This is a genomic window from Pseudomonas lyxosi (genome assembly GCF_047758685.1).
Classification (GTDB): domain Bacteria; phylum Pseudomonadota; class Gammaproteobacteria; order Pseudomonadales; family Pseudomonadaceae; genus Aquipseudomonas; species Aquipseudomonas lyxosi.
Genome location: NZ_CP180481.1, coordinates 2,936,600 through 2,954,424, shown reverse-complemented (window position 1 = coordinate 2,954,424; position 17,825 = coordinate 2,936,600). Strand labels below are relative to the sequence as shown.

17 protein-coding genes are annotated in these 17,825 nt (G+C 59.3%); 5 read left to right on the top strand and 12 right to left on the bottom strand.

The genetic code is table 11. The features are described 5' to 3' along the window. Positions 1-282 precede the first annotated feature (282 nt). Entirely contained in the window at positions 283-1,971 is a 1,689-nt protein-coding gene (gene fadD2 / locus ACMXYI_RS13535; protein ID WP_415773579.1) for a long-chain-fatty-acid--CoA ligase FadD2, read from the bottom strand. Positions 1,972-2,216: 245 nt separating this feature from the next. On the opposite strand from fadD2, the gene ACMXYI_RS13530 reads away from it, so the two are divergent. Then, complete coding sequence (locus ACMXYI_RS13530; protein ID WP_415773578.1) at positions 2,217-3,161, top strand: alpha/beta hydrolase; 945 nt, start codon at positions 2,217-2,219, stop codon at positions 3,159-3,161. Positions 3,162-3,201: 40 nt separating this feature from the next. Next, the gene (locus tag ACMXYI_RS13525; protein ID WP_347804630.1) at positions 3,202-3,672 is read left to right on the top strand and encodes a MaoC family dehydratase; all 471 of its coding nucleotides are present in this window, start codon (positions 3,202-3,204) and stop codon (positions 3,670-3,672) included. A gap of 120 nt (positions 3,673-3,792) precedes the next feature. On the opposite strand, the gene ACMXYI_RS13520 is transcribed toward ACMXYI_RS13525, so the two are convergent. The 4 genes from ACMXYI_RS13520 to ACMXYI_RS13505 form a co-directional block, all read right to left on the bottom strand. Continuing rightward, entirely contained in the window at positions 3,793-4,656 is an 864-nt protein-coding gene (locus tag ACMXYI_RS13520; RefSeq protein ID WP_415773577.1) for an efflux RND transporter periplasmic adaptor subunit, read from the bottom strand. Between the two features lie 10 nt (positions 4,657-4,666). Further along, positions 4,667-4,873, bottom strand: coding sequence for a DUF1656 domain-containing protein (locus ACMXYI_RS13515; RefSeq protein WP_008151119.1), 207 nt, complete (start codon positions 4,871-4,873; stop codon positions 4,667-4,669). Continuing rightward, complete coding sequence (locus ACMXYI_RS13510) at positions 4,860-6,848, bottom strand: FUSC family protein (protein ID WP_415773576.1); 1,989 nt, start codon at positions 6,846-6,848, stop codon at positions 4,860-4,862. Before ACMXYI_RS13510 ends, ACMXYI_RS13515 begins: the two co-directional genes overlap by 14 nt. 157 nt (positions 6,849-7,005) lie before the next feature. After that, on the bottom strand, positions 7,006-7,473 hold the full coding sequence (locus ACMXYI_RS13505) for a ferritin-like domain-containing protein (RefSeq protein ID WP_415773575.1): 468 nt from the start codon (positions 7,471-7,473) through the stop codon (positions 7,006-7,008). Between the two features lie 204 nt (positions 7,474-7,677). On the opposite strand from ACMXYI_RS13505, the gene ACMXYI_RS13500 reads away from it, so the two are divergent. Both ACMXYI_RS13500 and ACMXYI_RS13495 read left to right on the top strand, forming a co-directional pair. Beyond that, entirely contained in the window at positions 7,678-7,914 is a 237-nt protein-coding gene (locus ACMXYI_RS13500) for a DUF3820 family protein (protein WP_007949456.1), read from the top strand. A 36-nt stretch (positions 7,915-7,950) separates the two neighbouring features. Continuing rightward, on the top strand, positions 7,951-9,141 hold the full coding sequence (locus ACMXYI_RS13495) for an aminotransferase class V-fold PLP-dependent enzyme (protein ID WP_415773574.1): 1,191 nt from the start codon (positions 7,951-7,953) through the stop codon (positions 9,139-9,141). A gap of 2 nt (positions 9,142-9,143) precedes the next feature. On the opposite strand, the gene ACMXYI_RS13490 is transcribed toward ACMXYI_RS13495, so the two are convergent. The 4 genes from ACMXYI_RS13490 to zwf form a co-directional block, all read right to left on the bottom strand. Further along, positions 9,144-9,869, bottom strand: coding sequence for an intradiol ring-cleavage dioxygenase (locus ACMXYI_RS13490; RefSeq protein ID WP_415773573.1), 726 nt, complete (start codon positions 9,867-9,869; stop codon positions 9,144-9,146). Positions 9,870-10,212: 343 nt separating this feature from the next. Beyond that, a complete protein-coding gene (locus ACMXYI_RS13485; protein WP_008151112.1) occupies positions 10,213-10,878 on the bottom strand; it encodes a bifunctional 4-hydroxy-2-oxoglutarate aldolase/2-dehydro-3-deoxy-phosphogluconate aldolase in 666 nt (221 codons plus the stop codon). 17 nt (positions 10,879-10,895) lie between these two features. Then, complete coding sequence (gene pgl / locus ACMXYI_RS13480) at positions 10,896-11,609, bottom strand: 6-phosphogluconolactonase (RefSeq protein WP_415773572.1); 714 nt, start codon at positions 11,607-11,609, stop codon at positions 10,896-10,898. Continuing rightward, positions 11,596-13,065, bottom strand: coding sequence for a glucose-6-phosphate dehydrogenase (gene zwf, locus ACMXYI_RS13475; protein WP_008151108.1), 1,470 nt, complete (start codon positions 13,063-13,065; stop codon positions 11,596-11,598). The genes pgl and zwf overlap by 14 nt, the downstream gene beginning before the upstream one ends. 243 nt (positions 13,066-13,308) lie before the next feature. Here zwf and ACMXYI_RS13470 point away from each other — a divergent pair, with 243 nt between their 5' ends. Continuing rightward, positions 13,309-14,169, top strand: coding sequence for a MurR/RpiR family transcriptional regulator (locus ACMXYI_RS13470; protein ID WP_177318169.1), 861 nt, complete (start codon positions 13,309-13,311; stop codon positions 14,167-14,169). Between the two features lie 95 nt (positions 14,170-14,264). Here the strand turns inward: ACMXYI_RS13470 and ACMXYI_RS13465 are convergent, their stop codons facing one another. From ACMXYI_RS13465 to ACMXYI_RS13455, 3 genes are all read right to left on the bottom strand, one after another. Continuing rightward, the gene (locus tag ACMXYI_RS13465) at positions 14,265-15,119 is read right to left on the bottom strand and encodes a D-hexose-6-phosphate mutarotase (RefSeq protein ID WP_134096451.1); all 855 of its coding nucleotides are present in this window, start codon (positions 15,117-15,119) and stop codon (positions 14,265-14,267) included. Between the two features lie 108 nt (positions 15,120-15,227). Further along, positions 15,228-16,574: a carbohydrate porin gene (locus ACMXYI_RS13460; RefSeq protein ID WP_415773571.1), complete on the bottom strand. Its 1,347-nt coding sequence runs from the start codon at positions 16,572-16,574 to the stop codon at positions 15,228-15,230. Between the two features lie 88 nt (positions 16,575-16,662). Then, the gene (locus ACMXYI_RS13455; RefSeq protein WP_415773570.1) at positions 16,663-17,823 is read right to left on the bottom strand and encodes an ABC transporter ATP-binding protein; all 1,161 of its coding nucleotides are present in this window, start codon (positions 17,821-17,823) and stop codon (positions 16,663-16,665) included. Positions 17,824-17,825 lie beyond the last annotated feature (2 nt).

The window sequence follows — 17,825 nt, the reverse complement described above, 5'->3', positions numbered from 1 at the left end:
TTTTTATTGGTGTCTGTGTGTTGGTGAGTCTGGCTTTATATATAGGCCGAGAAGTCACAAAGCGCGCCGAGAGTAGCAGCTTTGCCAGAGGTCGACCAGAGCCAAAAACAGCCTCTACGGTCACATTTGTGACTCAAGACCGCTCAATGGTCTTTTTTAGAGCAAAAATTCTATATAGGCAGAAATCGCTCTAGAACAGGGCTTACAGCCAAATTCCAAAGACAAAAAAAGGGGCGTCCGTACTTGGTCGCCCCTTTTTGATGCTGCGTCGCTAACAATTCATTACGCGATATCGCGCAACTCCCGCCGCAATATCTTGCCCACCGGCGTCATCGGCAACGACTCACGCAAGACGATGTGCTTGGGCACTTTGTACGCCGTGAAGTTTTCCTTGCAGTAAGCCTTCAGCTCTTCAAGGCTGACACCCGTTTCACGGGCCACCACGAACAGCTTCACCGCCTCCCCCGAACGCTCGTCCGGCACACCGATCACCGCACAGTTGGCGACTTTCGGGTGAGCCATGACCACGTCTTCGATCTCGTTCGGGTACACGTTGAAGCCCGAGACGATGATCATGTCTTTCTTGCGATCGACGATGCGCACAAATCCGTCCGGGTCGATCACGGCGATGTCACCCGACTTGAACCAGCCTTCGGCATCCAGCACTTCGGCGGTGGCTTCGGGTTTCTGCCAGTAGCCCTTCATGATCTGCGGGCCCTTGATACACAGTTCGCCGCGCTCGCCCAGAGGTTGCTCGACGCCTTCATCGTTGATGACCTTCAGCGTGGTGCCCGGCACCGGCAGGCCGACCGTGCCGAGCCGCGACTTGTCGCCGTACGGGTTGGTGCAAGCCACCGGCGAGGTTTCGGTCAGGCCGTAACCTTCGGTGATGCGACAACCGGTGAGCTGTTCCCAGCGCTCGGCGGTGGCCTTGACCAGCGCGGTGCCGCCGGAGTTGGTGAGTTTCAGGCTGGAGAAATCCAGGGTCTTGAAATCCGGGTGGTCCATCAGCGCGACGAACAGCGTGTTGAGCCCCAAAAGGGCCGAGAACCGCCAATTCTTCAGCTCCTTGATAAAGCCGCCGATGTCCCGCGGATTGGTGATCAGCACGTTGTGGTTGCCCGAAACCATCATGCACATGCAATTCGCGGTGAACGCATAGATGTGGTACAGCGGCAGCGGCGCGACCATCACCTCTTGCCCTTCGCGCAACAGCGGCTGGCCGTCATTGCCGAACTGCTCCAGGCACGCCCGCACTTGCTGCATGTTGGCTACCAGGTTGCCATGGGTCAGCATCGCGCCCTTGGCCAGGCCGGTGGTGCCGCCGGTGTATTGCAGCACGGCGATGTCGTCGAGCCCGACTTTCAGCGGCTTGATGCCCAGGCCCCGGCCCAGACGCAGCGCGCTCTTGAAGGAAGTGGCCTGGGGCAAGGAGTACGCCGGGACCATCTTCTTGACCTTGCTCACCATCGTATTGACCAGCCAGCCCTTGGCGGCGGGCATCAGGTCGCCCATCCGGGCTTCGATCAGGTACTGGATGTCGGTGTCGGGCAGCACTTCCTGGACTTTGGCCCCGAACATGTTCAGGTACACCAGCGCCCGGGCACCGGAGTCCTTGAACTGATGACGCATCTCCCGCGCGGTGTACAGCGGGTTGGTGTTGACCACGATCAGCCCGGCGCGCAAGGCACCGAACACGGCAATCGGGTAATGCAGGACGTTGGGCATCTGCACCGCAATGCGATCCCCCGGCACCAGATCGGTGTGGGCTTGCAGGTAACCGGCGAACGCTGCGCTGTAGCGTTCCAGTTCGGCGTAGGTCAGGGTTACGCCCATGTTGCTGAATGCCGGGCGGTCAGCAAATTTCTTGCAGGAACGCTCGAACACCTCGATCACCGACTTATAGGCCCCTTGATCGATGTCCAGGGGCACGCCGGCCGGGCGTTTGTCATTCCAGAAATCAGGTTGCATTGTTCTTGTCCTCTTTACCTGAACCTATCCGGGGCCGCTTTTCTGTCCTTCTTCAAAACAAAGAGCGAAAAGCGGGGCTCCACGGACACTAGCAGCTATGGCGAATCAGGCAAATATGCGCACGGTCGACATTGATCGTGTGAATCTTGCTGCCGTGGCGTGGCCTGATCAGACGGCACGCTTTGGATGCGCTATACAATGCAACGACGCCCATGCCACATGCAGCCCTATGCAAAGGAACCGCCATGATCCACGACACTTTCTGGCTGACCGCGAGCGACCGCAGCCGCCTCTTCGTCAACCAGTGGCTGCCCGCCGCGCCTTTAAAAGCAGTGATCCTGCTGGCCCACGGCATGGCGGAACACAGTGGTCGCTACGCCCGTCTGGCGGAAAAACTCTGTGATCAGGGCTACGGTGTGTACGCGCCGGACCTGCGTGGACATGGCAAAACTGCCGAAAACGGGACCCTCGGCCATTTCGCCGACGATGACGGTTGGTGCAAGGTGGTCGGCGACCTGGCGAGCCTCAACCAGCACATCGGCCAACAACATTCCGGCGCGCCGATCGTGCTGCTCGGTCACAGCATGGGCAGCTACATCGCCCAGGCTTATCTGCTGCACCACAGCGCCAGCCTGCATGGGGCCGTTCTCAGCGGGTCGAACTTCCAACCGGTGGCGCTCTATCGCGCGGCGCGGCAGATTGCGCGGTTAGAACGTTTGCGCCAGGGCCCGAAGGGTCGCAGCGCGCTGATCGAATGGCTGTCGTTCGGTTCGTTCAACAAGAAATTCAAACCGGCACGCACGCGGTTCGACTGGCTCAGCCGCGATCCGGCGGAGGTCGACCTGTACGCCAACGACCCGCTCTGCGGCTTTCGCTGCACCAATCAACTGTGGATCGATTTGCTCGGTGGGTTGCAGCAAATCAGCAAAGCGTCCAATCTCGCTCAGATTGATCCGGGCCTGCCGTTGCTGGTCATCGGCGGTGAATGTGATCCGGTGAGCGAAGGCAAGCGTCTGAAAGATCTGGCCCATGCGCTGCGCGCGGCCGGCAGCCAGAGCCTGCAACTGACTATTTACCCGCAGGCACGGCATGAACTGTTCAACGAGAGCAACCGCGATGAAGTGATCAATGACGTGTTGAGCTGGATCGCCCAGGCGCTGAGCCACCGTCGGCCACCCAGATCGGAATAGTTTTTTTGAATTTATTTATTCGTGACAGGAATTGAAACAGATGACCCAGGTTACCAACACCCCTTACGAAGCCCTTGAAGTCGGCCAGACCGCCAGCTACAGCAAGACGGTCGAAGAGCGCGACATTCAGTTGTTCGCCGAGATGTCCGGCGATCACAACCCGGTGCACCTGGACGCTGAATTTGCCGCCGGCACCATGTTCAAGGAGCGTATCGCTCATGGCATGTTCAGCGGTGCGTTGATCAGCGCTGCCGTTGCCTGCGAGTTGCCTGGGCCGGGGACTATTTATATCGGTCAGCAAATGAGCTTTCAGAAGCCGGTGAAGATTGGCGACACCCTGACCGTGCGTCTGGAGATTCTCGAGAAGCTGCCGAAGTTTCGTGTGCGGATTGCCACTCGCGTGTTTAACCAGCGTGATGAATTGGTAGTGGATGGCGAGGCGGAGATTCTGGCGCCGCGTAAGCAACAGACAGTGACGTTGCCTAAGTTGCCGGCAATCAGCATCGGCTGAACGCCTGACACTGATCGTTCCCACGCTCCGCGTGGGAATGCCGCCCCGGACGCTCTGCGTCCAGCCGTTATGTGACGCGGAGCGTCACTGAATGCATTCCCACGCAGAGCGTGGGAACGATCAGCGGTTACCCTCCTGCACCTGAACACTCGCCGTCATCCCCGAACTCAAATTCATCCCCTCCGGCAACTTATCAATCTTGATCCGAACCGGAATCCGCTGCGCCAATCTCACCCAGTTAAACGTCGGCTCCACCTCCGCCAACAACTGCCCATCCGGCGTGGTGTTGCGATCGGTAATCCCGCGACTGATGCTTTCCACATGCCCCTGCAACGCCTCCCCCGCACTCATCAACCAGACCTTCACCGGATCGCCAACACGAATCCGTGGCAGCTTGGTTTCTTCGAAATACGCCTGCACATAGAAAGTCGAATCGTCGATCAACGCCATCACCGATTGCCCGGCATTCACGTAGTTGCCTTCGGCCAGACGCAGGTTGGTGATGTGACCGTTGCGGGGCGCATGGACCTGACTACGGGCGAGGTTGAGTTCCGCAACCTTGGCTTCGGCCAGAGCCTCACGCAGTTCGCCACGGGCGATGCCGGCGTTGATTTGCGCGTTCTCACGCAGTTCGGCGCTGATGGCCTGTGGACCGAGGGCAGCGCGGCGGCTGGCTTCATGCTCACGCAGGCTGAGTTGCTGCTGACGGGTCTGCACCACCGCTTGGGCTTTCTCCAGCGCCGCTTCGAAACGGTCACGATCAATGCTCAGCAATAAATCGCCAGCCTTGACCTGCTGGTTATCAAAAGCCTTGAGCTCACGCACCCAACCCGAGACGTCCGGGGCGATGACCACCACGTCGGCGCGGATCCGCGCATCCCGAGTCCAGGGCGTGAGCATGTAGTACTGCCACAAATGGAAGCCGGCAAAAATCGCCGCAGCCACCAGGCACAAGGTCACCGCGACACGTATCGGTGTACGCATTTTCAACTCCTTATAAAGGTCCGAGGACGACGGTGATCAAGGTCAATACACAGACGTACAAGGCGCAATCAAACAATGCTTCGTGCCAGATCCAGCGGCCCACCGGCGTCAGGCGCAAGAGCATGCGCAAGGCTCCAGTGACGAGCAGCGCCAGCAGCACATAAATCAGAAACGGACTGAGCAGCACGCCACCCACCGACCACTCACGCAAGCCCATGGCTTTGCTCCTGTTGACGACACCAGGCGCGCCAGCTGCTTTGCAATTGCAGCACTGCGCCTTGGGCCAGTTTCACCGCATCGCTGGGGGGCAACGCGTACAAGGTCTTCAAGAATTCTTCGCTCGGCTGCGCCAACGCCTCGGCGCGACTGCCGGCCGGGCCTTGCTCGAGGATTTTTTCCAGCTGTTCGAGATAACGCCGCTGAGGCGCACTGACCGGCACCTGCGCCACCGCCAGACTCAAACGCAAATGCAGCAATTCGTCGCCGATGTCCAGGCCGAGCAGGCCATCGTCCCAGCGACTGCGCGCCGGTTCCGGCAACTCGGGGTAGTGTCGCGCCAATTGCAGCAAGCGGTCGGCCATGCGCCCGCCAAACCAGCTTTCGGCACCGCGCAGATTGCGCCGGGTCAGGCGCACCAGATCGTCGAGGGTTGCCGCCAGCAAACGTCGGCCATGCCACGTCGGGTTGCGCAGGATCAACAAATGGAACGCCAGCACTGCGGCGCCGACACCAACCACGATGGATTGAGCGCTGTTGAGGAACGTCGCGACATCGAACTTCATCGCGTTGAGCGGCGAGACCAGCACGATGAAGTGCAAACAAAATGAGGTAGCCGTCGCACCGATCTGCGGTTTGGCCATGCCCAGCGCACCGAGAAACAACGGCACGCCCATGCCCATGCACAGCAAGGCAAAACCACTCCATTGCGGCAGCAGAATCTGCCCCACGATAAACGCAGCCGGAATTGCCAGGAAGATCCCTCGCATAAAACTCATGCCGATCTGAGCGCCGTTCTCGCGACTGGCGAACAGACTACACACCACGCACGTCAACAGCAGCGCGCCGGAGGCAGCGGGCCAGGCGGTCGCTAACCAGAAGCACGAGACCACCAGAAACGCCAAGGCACTGCGGGTACCGAACATCAGCGCCAATGACAGGTCGCGGTGCGGGGTCAGGGTTCTCGGTGGATCGACCGTTTCCTTGCCCTCCTCCACCGCTTTCAATGCTGCAGTCGCTGCCATGGCGGTATCGATCAGCAAGGTGAAACGGACCAGACAGTAGCTTTGCGCGGAGCTGATGTGCGGATCGTGGGAAGCGTCGAGCAACCTCGGTCGCAGTGCTTGCAGGGTCGCGGTATCCGGGCTGTTGAGCGCCTCTTGAACCTCAGTCATCCAGGGCAACAGTTGCTCGGCTTCTTGAGGCTCCAATTGCTTCCACTGACGGCGCACCGAACGGGCGATGCGCAACAGCATCAACAGCTTTTGGCTCAAACCGCTGATCGCCCGCGCTCGTTGCCGACCCAGGCTTCCTTCAAACCAGGCATGCTCGCGCTGGGCATCGACGGCGACGATTCTCCCGAGGATTTCCAGCAAGCCTTTACGCGCCTGACCATCACCGGCCAGGGTCGCACGCGCGGCGTTCATACCGCTTTGCCACGCTGCCCGCGCCTGATCCGCCAACTGCCGTTCGACCCGCATCGGCCAGAGCAGCGCACTGGCGGCGGTGGCGCAAAGAATGCCCAGGCAGATTTCTGTGCAGCGAGCCACGGCTTGATCAAACACCGTCAGCGGATGAGTAATGGCCGGCAGCGCGATGATCGCCACCGTATAACCCGCCAGCACGAATGAATAGGACCAGGCGCTGCGCAGCAAGGTCGAACTTGCCGTACACAACCCCAGCCACAACGCCAAGGCCAACAAAAACAACCAAGGCGTCTGGGCGAACAACCCCATGAACACCACTGACATGATCGTCCCGACCAGAGTCCCCAGCAACCGCGCCAGGCCCTTCTGCACCACCATCCCGGACAAGGGCTGGGCGACGATGAACGCCGTCATCAACGCCCAGGACGGTTGCTCCAGGCCCCAGCGCAATGCCAGCCACAGCGCCAGGCCGCCACCGATCAAGGTCTTGATTGCGAACTGTAAGGCGCGGCGGTCAGGCGCAAACAAAGCCTGCAGGGTGATAGGCACGTAATGGACTCTTGGAAAGGCGATTTAACGATAGTCGGGATCGGTTCAGTCACTTGATAAACAAATTATTAGCTAGCTAACTAACATCCGTCCAGTGCTAATTCCCGGACACAAAAAAACGCCAGACTGGCTGGCGTTTTTGACAGACAACGAACGCTTACGAGCGTGCACGAGCCTGGTTACGCAGGGCTTTTACCTGATCGTGATTGCGTTGCACGCCGTGGTACTGACGTTCAACCAGGTCACGAATGCCCACCAGGTTGTGTTTGTTGATTTTTTCGATGGCTTCTTTGTAAGCCTTCAGTGCATGGTCTTCACCCCGCTCGGCTTCGTTCAGCACGGCTTCTTCATCCTTGCCGGTGAACATCGCTTTCACGTCGACCCAGCGACGGTGCAGGTCACCGCTGACACTGGTGGACGTTTCCGGATCGCCGCCCATCGAACGCACGGCGGCCTGCAACTCAGAAGCAGCCGTTGCGCAGTCAGCCGAGCGCTGCACGAACACGTTTTTGAGTTCAGGGTGTTTGATGTCTTCAGCGCAAGTCTTGAACCCTTCCTGACCGTCTTTGCTGGTTTCAATCAGGTCGTTGAGTACAGAGATGGCTTCTTTATTCATGTCGATCATTTTCAATTCCTCGCGGGTTGATGAAAGATGCAATAGGTGTTGCATCCCGCATGCCAGTGTTGAATTGATAAGTTATTCCTTATATTTCAATCGCTTATCGATTAACGCGAAAACTGTATCCGCTTTATTTGCATGATCTGTCATTTGGCCTGCATGCAGAATGCCTGTATTTTCCAGACTGTTTGAATCAAGACGACTGATTGAATGAACCCTGAAAAGCTCGAACTGTTGATTACCCGTGAAATGCCCTTCGGCAAATACAAGGGCCGGATCATTGCCGACCTCCCCGGCCAATACCTGAACTGGTTCGCTCGGGAAGGGTTCCCCCACGGCGAACTCGGCGGCTTGCTGGCCTTGATGCAGGAAATCGATCACAACGGCCTGTCGGAGCTGCTCGAACCGCTACGCGCCAAACATGGCAAACCCGCCCCTCGCCATTGACCCGATACCCATACCTGGCCCCTGATTGAGTAGCCCATGCCCGATAACACCCGCCGCGCCCGTGATGAAGTTTTCTGGCGTACCTTTGCCGACCGATACGCGGTTGAACCCGGCCCGGTCAACCTCGAAAACGGGTACTTCGGGCGCATGTCGCGCACGGTGGTCGAGGAGTATCAGCGCAACATCGAACTGATCAATCGCAGCAACTCGGTGCACGTGCGACAACGCTTCGAACAGGGCGAAAGCCTGGAGATTCGCGCGCAGCTCGCCGAGCTGATGGGCGTACCCGCCGACACCGTCGCCCTCACCCGCAACGCTTCGGACGGCCTGCAATCGCTGATCCGCAACTACAACCGCCTGACGCCGGGCGATCAGGTGCTGATATCTGATCTGGAATACGACACGGTCAAAGGGGCCATGCGCTGGCTGTCGCGCAATCGGGGCGTCGAGGTGATCGAGGTGATCGAGATCGAACACTCGCACCCTGCCAGTTTCGACAGTTTGCTGGGCACTTACCGCGAAGCCTTCGTGCGTTATCCGCGACTCAAAATGATGCCCCTGACCCACGTCACCCATCGCTCCGGGTTGGTGATGCCGGTGCAGGCCATTGCCGCAGCCGCCAGGGAACATGGCATCGACGTGATCCTCGACGGCGCCCATGCGCTCGGCCAGCTCGAGTTCAATATCGATAAACTGGGCATCGCCTTTGCTGGCTACAACCTGCACAAATGGATCGGTGCACCGCTGACTCTGGGCTTCATTTATATCGCCCCCGAGCGCCTGGCCGACATCGACCCGGACATGGGCGAGATGCATTTTCCGGTTACCGATATTCGCGCCCGCACGCCGTACAGCACACCCAACATCCCGGCGCTGCTGACCCTGCCGCTGGTGTTCGAGGAACATCAGGCCATGGGCGGATCCGCCGCCAAGGGCGCTCGGCTCAATTACCTGCGCAACCGCTGGGTGAGCGCGGTACGCGAGTTGCCGGGGATCGAAGTCATGACCCCGGACGACCCGCGACTGTATTGCGGCATCACTTCGATGCGCTTTACCCGGCATGCTGATCAACAGGCGATGGTCGAGCGGCTGCTCAAGGACTACAACCTGTTTACCGTGGCGCGCAGTGGTGCCGCGAGTGGTCCGTGCATTCGCATAACCCCGGGGCTTACCACCACGGGTGCAGACATGGATTTGCTGGCACGGGCGTTGACCGAACTGCGCTGATGTCACACGGTGTGTTTGTCGAAGTCCTCGGGCTTGATCTGCGTCGATACCGCGAAGGTGTCGATACCGATGGTCGTGTGCCCGAAGTAGCCGTCTTTATTCGAGTCTCGACTCAGGGTGTGAACGTTCAAGGTCGAAGCTTCGCCGCCCATGTTTTCATAGAAAAAGTCTTGATCGTTGGTCAGCGGCGAAACGGCTCGACCGCGGTACTCCCTGGCGTTGAGTACCGAGCGCGAGGCCACCTCGGGAAAGTAGAGCTGACCGACCCAGGCAACATGCCGCTCTTCCAGGTAGTTGTTGCCTTCGGTAATGCGTACCACGACGTGAATGTGCAGGGCACGGCCAGCGTAGAACCCCGGATAGATCGTGGTAAACCGCACGATGCCGTTCTTGTCCGTAAATTGCCCGCCTCGCAGGTAAGTGTCGTCGTCGGTGCGCGGGATCGAACCGATGTCACCGACGTCGACTTGCTTGTCGGGATTGACCTTGCTCCAGCCCGAATACGACCCGCGTGCATTGCAATGCCAGATATCCACTAACGCGTCAGTCACCGGTTGACCGGTCATGGCATCGACGATCGTCAGCCTCAGCACCAAGGGAATACCGTCCATGCCTTCGCTGATGTTTCGTCTGATCAATTTCGGATTTCGGAAATACGGCCCGGCGATCTGTTCGGGGGAAAGCAGGTAAACCGCTGGTGCGGGTGAAACCGGAGTGTTGTCGTCCATGACATTCTCTCTTCCATAAGATGAACGCAGGTTAACGCTGGCCAAGCAGCGAGATGCGGTAACTATGTATCGCATGATGTCGATCTGTAGCAGCTGCCGAGCTTGCGAGGCTGCGTTCGGCTGCGAAGCAGTCGTAAAACCAGAGATTGCGGTACGTCAGGCATACCGCGTAAGCCGGATTCACGACTGCTACGCAGCCGAACGCAGCCTCGCAAGCTCGGCAGCTGCTACAAAGAGCGAGTCGACAGCCAAAAGGGTTTTCACCGGGCAAAAAAAACGGTGCACCGACCAAGCGCACCGTAAAGCCGTAGAACACACAACGAAGTGTTTGGTAAAAAGCCGATCAGTCCAGCAGCGCCAACGCCTCGGCGGTGCATTCCTGAATGCGGGCCCAGTCGCCGTTCTTAATCCACTCAGGATCAAGCATCCAGCTACCGCCCACGCACATCACGTTTTTCAACGCCATGTAGCTCTTGATGTTGGCCGGGCTGACGCCGCCAGTCGGGCAGAATTTCACTTCGCCGAACGGGCCGCCCAAGGCTTTGATAGCCGCGACGCCGCCGCTGACTTCCGCCGGGAACAGCTTGAAGCGGCGATAACCCAGGCCATAGCCTTCCATGATGCCGGAGGCGTTGCTGATGCCTGGCAACAGCGGAATCGGGCTGTTGACGCTGGCTTCCAGCAGGTCACGGGTGATGCCCGGCGTGACGATGAACTGCGAACCGGCCGCTTCGGCAGCCGCCAGCATGTTGCGATCCAGCACAGTGCCGGCACCGGTCACCAGTTCCGGGCGTTGCTCGCGCAGAATCTGGATAGCCTTGAGGCCGAACTGTGAACGCAGGGTCACTTCCAGGGCTGTCAGGCCACCGGCCGCGAGGGCGTCGGCCAGCGGCAGGATGTCCTGCTCGCGAGCGATGGTAATCACCGGCAGGATCCGCGCCTTGGCGCAGAGGCTATCGATCAGGGCAACTTTGTCCGCCATGGAAACGGTCGGGGATGGGGTTGTCATAGCGGCTGTTCCTTGGCTCATGGGCACCAGTAAATCTCTAACGTAGGTTGCAGAAACGCGCGAATCGGCATGGCGGCGACATCGTCACCGGCCAATGCGGCACTCAAGGTGGTCAGTTTGGACTGACCGGAAATCGATAGAACGGTGGTCTTGGCCGAGGCCAGAAGCGCGCGGCTCATGGTCAGTCGCTGATGCGGCACGGTGGGCGCCAGCATCGGGTAGCAACGACGTGTGCCGTCGACTTTCAAGGCATCGGCCAGGTTCGGGCTGTTCGGGAACAGCGAAGCGGTATGACCGTCGTCGCCCATGCCGAGTATCAGCACATCGATCGGCGGCAACTCGGCGAGCAAACGGTCGGCCTGCTCGGCGGCCAGTTCAAGGTTCGCGGTGGCGCTGTACAGACTCAGGAACTGAGCCTTGGCCGCCGGACCTTGCAACAGGTAACGCTTGAGCAGACCGGCATTGCTGTCGGCGTGTTCAACCGGCACCCAGCGCTCGTCGGCCAGGGTGACAAAAACCTTGGACCAATCCAGCGTCTGCTTGGCCAAGTGCTGGAAAAACGCCACCGGGCTGCGTCCACCGGAAACCACCAAGGTCGCGGTGCCGCGCGCGTCGATCGCGTCACTCAGTTGCTTGGCCACATTCAGCGCCAGGCCTTCGGCCAGCAGCACCGGGCTTTTGAACTCATGGGCGCTGACGCCCTGAGGCAGTTTCAATTCAGATATCGCCATACCACGACCTCCCATCCCGCGTGATCAGAGCAATGGAGCTCATCGGTCCCCAGGACCCGGCCGCGTACGGCTTGGGCGCATCACCGGATTTTTTCCACCCGGCGATCAACTGGTCACACCACTTCCACGCGGCTTCGATTTCATCTTTACGGACAAACAGGTTCTGATTGCCGCGCATCACTTCCAGCAACAACCGCTCGTAGGCATCGGGAATCCGTGCGCTGCGATAAGTGTCGGAAAAATTCAGCTGCAACGGACCGCTGCGCAGCTGCATGCCCTTGTCCAGGCCTTGTTCTTTGGTCATCACGCGCAAGGAAATGCCTTCGTCCGGTTGCAGGCGGATAATCAGCTTGTTGCTGATTTGCAGGCGCTGCTCGGGAGCGAAGATGTAGTGGGACGGTTCCTTGAAGTGGATGACGATCTGCGACAGCTTCTGCGGCATGCGCTTGCCGGTACGCAGGTAAAACGGCACACCGGCCCAACGCCAGTTGCGGATATCGGCACGCAGCGCAACGAAGGTTTCGGTGTCGCTCTGGGTGTTGGAGTTTGGCTCTTCCAGGTAACCGGGAACCGATTTGCCTTCGCTGTAACCGGCGATGTACTGACCGCGCACGACCTGAGTGGTCAGGCCTTCCGGGCTGATCGGCGCCAGCGCCTTGAGCACTTTGACTTTCTCGTCACGGATGCTGTCGGCGGACAGGTCGGCCGGCGGGTCCATGGCGATCAGGCAGAGCAGTTGCAGGAGGTGATTCTGGATCATGTCCCGCAGCTGGCCGGCCTTGTCGAAGTAACCCCAGCGACCTTCGATCCCGACTTTCTCGGCCACGGTGATTTCCACGTGGGAGATATAATTCTGGTTCCACTGGGTTTCGAACAGGCTGTTGGCGAAACGCAGGGCGATCAGGTTCTGGACGGTTTCTTTGCCCAGGTAGTGGTCGATGCGGTAGGTGCGGTTCTCCGGGAAGAACTGCGCCACGGCGTCGTTCACCTTGCGCGAGGATTCCAGGTCCGAACCAATGGGTTTTTCCAGCACCACGCGGGTGTTTTCGGTCAGACCGACCTTCGACAGGTTCTCGCAGATCGCGCCGTAGACGGCGGCCGGTGTCGCGAAGTAGGCAATCACCCGCTGGGCGCTGCCAGCCATTTCGGCCAGGGCGACGTAATCGTCAGCCTTGAGGAAGTCGACGTGCAGGTAACTCAGGCGGGCCAGAAAGCGTTCGACCACGGCTTCGTCCAGCTCTTTGGCGACGACGTAGCGGCGCAGCTCGGAGGCGATGAACGCCAAATGCTGCTGCTCGCTGCCCGGCTCACGGGCCAGCGCGATAATTCGCGTGTCCTCGTGCAACAGGCCTGCGCCATCGAGCTGATAAAGGGCAGGAAACAGCTTGCGCAGGGCCAGATCGCCGAGGGCGCCGAACAAGGCAAAGGTGCACGGTTCAACCGTAATCGAAGGCATGATGTTTGTTCTTTTATCAAGTTAAGCTACAAATACCTTTTTTCAAGGCATCACTCAAGGGAAAATGTAGTAATAACCACAACATTTTCGCAAAATACAGATTCCGAGTGGTGGACGGTCGGAGCCATCAGTAGGATAGGCCACCGTTTGGGGCCGCATCAAAGGCCCAATTTGCATAGCAACACGCTTGTTTGCATCGCAGATGCACTCTTGTAGGCGAACCAAGGAAACCATATGGACCGCGTGCGAAATTTACTGGAACAGATCCAGAATCGCCTTGAAGACCTGAACAAGGCAGAACGCAAAGTCGCCGAGGTGATCCTGCTTAACCCACAGCAGGCCACCCGGTTCAGCATCGCCGCCCTCGCCCAGGCCTCGAAGGTCAGCGAGCCGACGGTCAACCGTTTCTGCCGTTCGTTCGGCGTCAGCGGCTATCCGGAACTCAAGCTTCAATTGGCCCAGAGCCTGGCCAGCGGCGCGGCGTATGTCAGCCGTGCGGTCGAGGCTGACGACAATCCGGAAGCGTATACCAAGAAAATTTTCGGCAGCGCCATCGCCTCTTTGGACAGTGCGCTTCAGGCGCTTGACCCGAACCTGATCAGCCGCGCCGTCGACCTGTTGATCCAGGCCCGGCAGATCCACTTCTTCGGCCTCGGCGCCTCGGCCCCGGTGGCGCTGGATGCGCAGCACAAGTTCTTCCGCTTCAACCTGGCGGTCACCGCCCATGCCGACGTGCTGATGCAGCGCATGATTGCGTCGGTGGCGCACACCGGCGAGTTGTTCGTGATCATTTCCTACACCGGCCGTACCCGCGAACTGGTGGAAGTGGCGCGTATTGCCCGGGAAAACGGTGCTTCGGTACTGGGTTTGACGGCCGAGGGTTCGCCACTGGCCAAGGCCAGCACCTTGAGCCTGAACATTCCGCTGCCGGAAGACACCGACATCTATATGCCAATGACGTCGCGGATCATTCAGCTGACCGTGCTGGATGTGCTCGCAACCGGCATGACCTTGCGCCGAGGCGTGGACTTCCAGCCGCATTTGCGCAAGATCAAGGAAAGCCTGAATGCCAGTCGGTATCCGATTGGGGATGAGTTTAACTAACCCACTCCGATCGTTCCCACGCTCTGCGTGGGAATGCCTCTAGGGACGCTCCGCGTCCAGTGACGCGGAGCGTCACGGGCTGCATTCCCACACACCTAAGCCCCAACCCGCGCCTGTAAACTCAAATGCGCCCTCTCCCCCGGCGCCAGGCTCAGGCTATCGGTCCCGCCACTCGCGGCTTCTACACACACAAACTCCGAAATCTCATTCCAGCTCACCCCAAGCAACGGTCGCGAGCCCGGATGCCAGACCACCGTGTCCGCACTGTCTCCCGTATCGATGCACAACTCGCGCTGCCAGGCGTGGTCCTTGAGCTGTAATTCGCCGTCATGCTGGAACACCCGCTGACAGCCACCCTCTACCCGCAACTCGCCTTCCTGATGACAAATCTGACGGTTCAACTGGTCGTAACCCTGCGCCCCGTCGAGTCCAGACAGCGCTACCTCACCGACATCGCCAATACGCCAATAGGCGTGCAACGCCTGACTCAATTGGCACGGCAGGCTGTCCTGATGCTCGGTACTCAGGCGTAAATCCATGCGTTCGCCCAAGTGCGCGTGCAGGTCCACTTGCCAGTCACACAACTGAAGTTGCCAGTGCAGGCGCACACCATCGTCATCAGTGCTGCTGTCCAGCAGCTTCCAGTCGATCAACCGTGCCCAGCCATGGGAAGGCCAAGCGTTTTCGCTCGGATGACGGCCATACCACGGCCAGCACACCGGAACGCCACCACGTATCGCGCCGACCTGCGGCCACTTCGCCGCGCACCAGAGCCAGGGTTTCTGACCCTTTGGCTGGAAGTGCAGCAACTGCGCCCCCTGCCGACTGAACACCGCCTGACACAGCGGATGGTCGATCACCAGCACGTCGCGCTTCTGATAGCGCTCCCACGCAAACACCGGACGTTCGCGCAAGGATTTGAAGAAGCGTTGTAGCGGATGCTCATGCATGTGCCACGGTCCTGAAAATCACCCGGGGTGCGCCGCCCCCAAAAAAAAGCGGACAGCCAAGGCTGTCCGCAAAAATGCGCACATAGAGAGGAGCTTATCGCAACAGCGTTAGAACACCGACTGAATTTTCAGGCCGGCGACCAGCGCGTTGTCGACTTCATCAACACCACCCGGGTGAGTGATGTATTGCAGGTTAGGACGCACGGTCAGCCAGTTGGTAACGTGGAAGCCGTAGTTGATCTCGTAGTTGTACTCGGTGCTACGCAGCGGCGAGAACAGTGGATCCTCGTATTCGGTGACACCATTGGAGGCGTTGACCAGCTCGGCGTTTTTCTTCACGTCATCGTTGACATGGATACGGGCGAAACCGATACCGACGTCATCTTTTGGACGTGCATCGAACGGGCCTTTGTACACAAACATCAGCGACTGGTAGTTGTCGACGAAGTTGGTGTCCTTGTCGTGGAAAGTGGCGTTGGCCGAAACGGTCAGACCGCGGCTCTTGTCACCGTTGTGGTCGGTCAGCTGTTGCTGCGCCACGAACCAGTAACCGTGCTTGCTGTCGTGGCTGCGATAGGCATTACGGCTGGTGGCTGCATCATCGCCGTTTTCATCTTTGCGGACGTCATCGGCATTGGCCGTGCTTTTGTAGTAACCGACACGGTATTCGCCCGGCAGGTTGTTAGGGTTCGGCGACCAGACCAGTTCGACCGGCAAGACGGTGCCCTCGGTACCACTGCCGCTGAGCTTGAAGCCGTTACCGTGCTCCAGTTGCGTCGGATTCTGGTTGTACGCGCCGATCTGTGCATAGAACTCAGGCGAGATGTTGTACTTCACGCGGATCGCGGCCTGGCTGATCGGCCAGTTGTACCAGACGTTGGTCGCCCAGTTACCCACTTGGGAACCGCAGAATGCCAGGTTCTGGAACTCGCAAGGGAAGGTGTTGAAGTCCTCGCCTTCGCCGAAGTAACCGGCCTTGACGTCCAGTTTACCGTCGAGGAACTGGTGCTTGATCCACAATTGGGTCAGACGGACCATATGGCCACGACCGTAGACTTCCTGGGAGGAACTCAAGGTGCCGGCACGCGGATCGCCGACACGGTCATTGGAGATGTTCTGACCATTACGGTTGGTGAACTGGATCTTGGCCTGGGTGTTATCCCAGCCCCACAGTTTTTGCAGGTCCAGCGCCACGCCCAGACCAAACTGGTCGGCGTAACGTGCGGTCTTGTCATCATTGAACCCGCCGTGGAGGTTGCCGCCCACTTCACCGACGTAGTCCATCTTGATGTCGATACCCTGCTCGATCAGCTTGGTCCGCTCGCCACCCCAATCACCGGTCATCCATTCGGAATCGGCGCTGAACGCGTCAGCCGCGTGCACGCTACCGGCCAGCATCATTGCCGCAATGGCTGACAACTGGCAGATAAGCTGAGCGTTGTTCTTCTTCTTCATCCCTACATCCTCGTTTTATTGTTATTAACTGTTTTTATTTAACGCGGTGACATCGGTTGCGACGGGCGACAGACCGCCCGCCACGGAATCAACGGCCCTTGAACTGCGCCACATTGGCACTGTGAGTCTCTGTTTTAGACTGACCGGCCACCCCCAGGCGCTCCCCGGTATTGGCATCGAACAACAGCACTTTCGATGGATCGAATTGCAGGGTCAGGGTCTCGCCCACGGCCGGTGCAACGTCCGGTGCCAGACGGCAGCAGACTTTGGTTTCGTTGAGATTGACGAACACCAGGGTGTCAGGACCGGTCGGCTCAGTGACCTGAACCTCGGCGCGAATCGTCGGCAAACCGTTCGGCTCGCTGCCCGCCAGCACGATCTGCTCCGGACGCAGACCGAGGATCACTTCGCGATCTTCAAGACCGGCGTCCTGCATGCCCATTGGCAATTCGCAGCGCGCCTGACCGCTGTCGAGCAGCGCCACCAGACGACCGTCCTTGCGTTGCAAACGCAGGGGGATGAAGTTCATCGGCGGCGAACCGATGAAGCTCGCCACGAACAGGTTGGCCGGGTTGTTGTAGATGTCTTTCGGCGTGCCGAACTGCTGGATGATCCCGTCCTTCATCACCGCCACTTTGTCGCCCAGGGTCATCGCTTCGATCTGGTCGTGGGTCACGTAGACCGTGGTGGTTTTCAGGCGCTGGTGCATCAGTTTCATTTCGGTGCGCATCTCGACGCGCAGCTTGGCGTCGAGGTTGGACAGCGGTTCGTCGAACAGGTAAATCTTCGGCCGCCGCGCCAGGGCACGGCCCATCGCCACGCGCTGTTGCTGACCACCGGAGAGCTGGCCGGGTTTGCGGTTGAGCAAATGTTCGATCTGCAGCAGCTTGGCTACCCGCGCCACTTCCGCTTCGATGTCGGCGGCGGGCATTTTGCGGATCTTCAAGCCAAAGGCGATGTTCTCGCGCACGCTCATGGTCGGGTACAGCGCGTAGGACTGGAACACCATGGCGATGTCCCGGTCTTTCGGGCTCATGCCGCTGACGTCTTGGTCACCGATCATGATCGCGCCGCCGGTGATGGTCTCCAGACCGGCGATGCAATTCATCAGGGTCGATTTGCCGCAACCCGAAGGTCCGACCAGGATCAGGAACTCACCGTCCTTGATCGACAGTTCGATGTTCTTGAGGGTGTCCGGCAGGCCGGGGCCATAAGTCTTGTTTACATTGCGAAGTTCGAGCGTAGCCATGA

Coding starts and splice junctions, on each gene's coding strand:
- ACMXYI_RS13515 (WP_008151119.1), bottom strand. CDS start 4,873: ATGGGCTTGCGTGAGTGGTCGGTGGGTGGCGTGCTGCTCAGTCCGTTT.
- ACMXYI_RS13520 (WP_415773577.1), bottom strand. CDS start 4,656: ATGCGTACACCGATACGTGTCGCGGTGACCTTGTGCCTGGTGGCTGCG.
- ACMXYI_RS13500 (WP_007949456.1), top strand. CDS start 7,678: ATGAACCCTGAAAAGCTCGAACTGTTGATTACCCGTGAAATGCCCTTC.
- ACMXYI_RS13455 (WP_415773570.1), bottom strand. CDS start 17,823: ATGGCTACGCTCGAACTTCGCAATGTAAACAAGACTTATGGCCCCGGC.
- fadD2 (WP_415773579.1), bottom strand. CDS start 1,971: ATGCAACCTGATTTCTGGAATGACAAACGCCCGGCCGGCGTGCCCCTG.
- pgl (WP_415773572.1), bottom strand. CDS start 11,609: ATGGCGATATCTGAATTGAAACTGCCTCAGGGCGTCAGCGCCCATGAG.
- ACMXYI_RS13495 (WP_415773574.1), top strand. CDS start 7,951: ATGCCCGATAACACCCGCCGCGCCCGTGATGAAGTTTTCTGGCGTACC.
- ACMXYI_RS13460 (WP_415773571.1), bottom strand. CDS start 16,574: ATGAAGAAGAAGAACAACGCTCAGCTTATCTGCCAGTTGTCAGCCATT.
- ACMXYI_RS13485 (WP_008151112.1), bottom strand. CDS start 10,878: ATGACAACCCCATCCCCGACCGTTTCCATGGCGGACAAAGTTGCCCTG.
- ACMXYI_RS13465 (WP_134096451.1), bottom strand. CDS start 15,119: ATGCATGAGCATCCGCTACAACGCTTCTTCAAATCCTTGCGCGAACGT.
- zwf (WP_008151108.1), bottom strand. CDS start 13,065: ATGCCTTCGATTACGGTTGAACCGTGCACCTTTGCCTTGTTCGGCGCC.
- ACMXYI_RS13525 (WP_347804630.1), top strand. CDS start 3,202: ATGACCCAGGTTACCAACACCCCTTACGAAGCCCTTGAAGTCGGCCAG.
- ACMXYI_RS13490 (WP_415773573.1), bottom strand. CDS start 9,869: ATGGACGACAACACTCCGGTTTCACCCGCACCAGCGGTTTACCTGCTT.
- ACMXYI_RS13530 (WP_415773578.1), top strand. CDS start 2,217: ATGATCCACGACACTTTCTGGCTGACCGCGAGCGACCGCAGCCGCCTC.
- ACMXYI_RS13505 (WP_415773575.1), bottom strand. CDS start 7,473: ATGATCGACATGAATAAAGAAGCCATCTCTGTACTCAACGACCTGATT.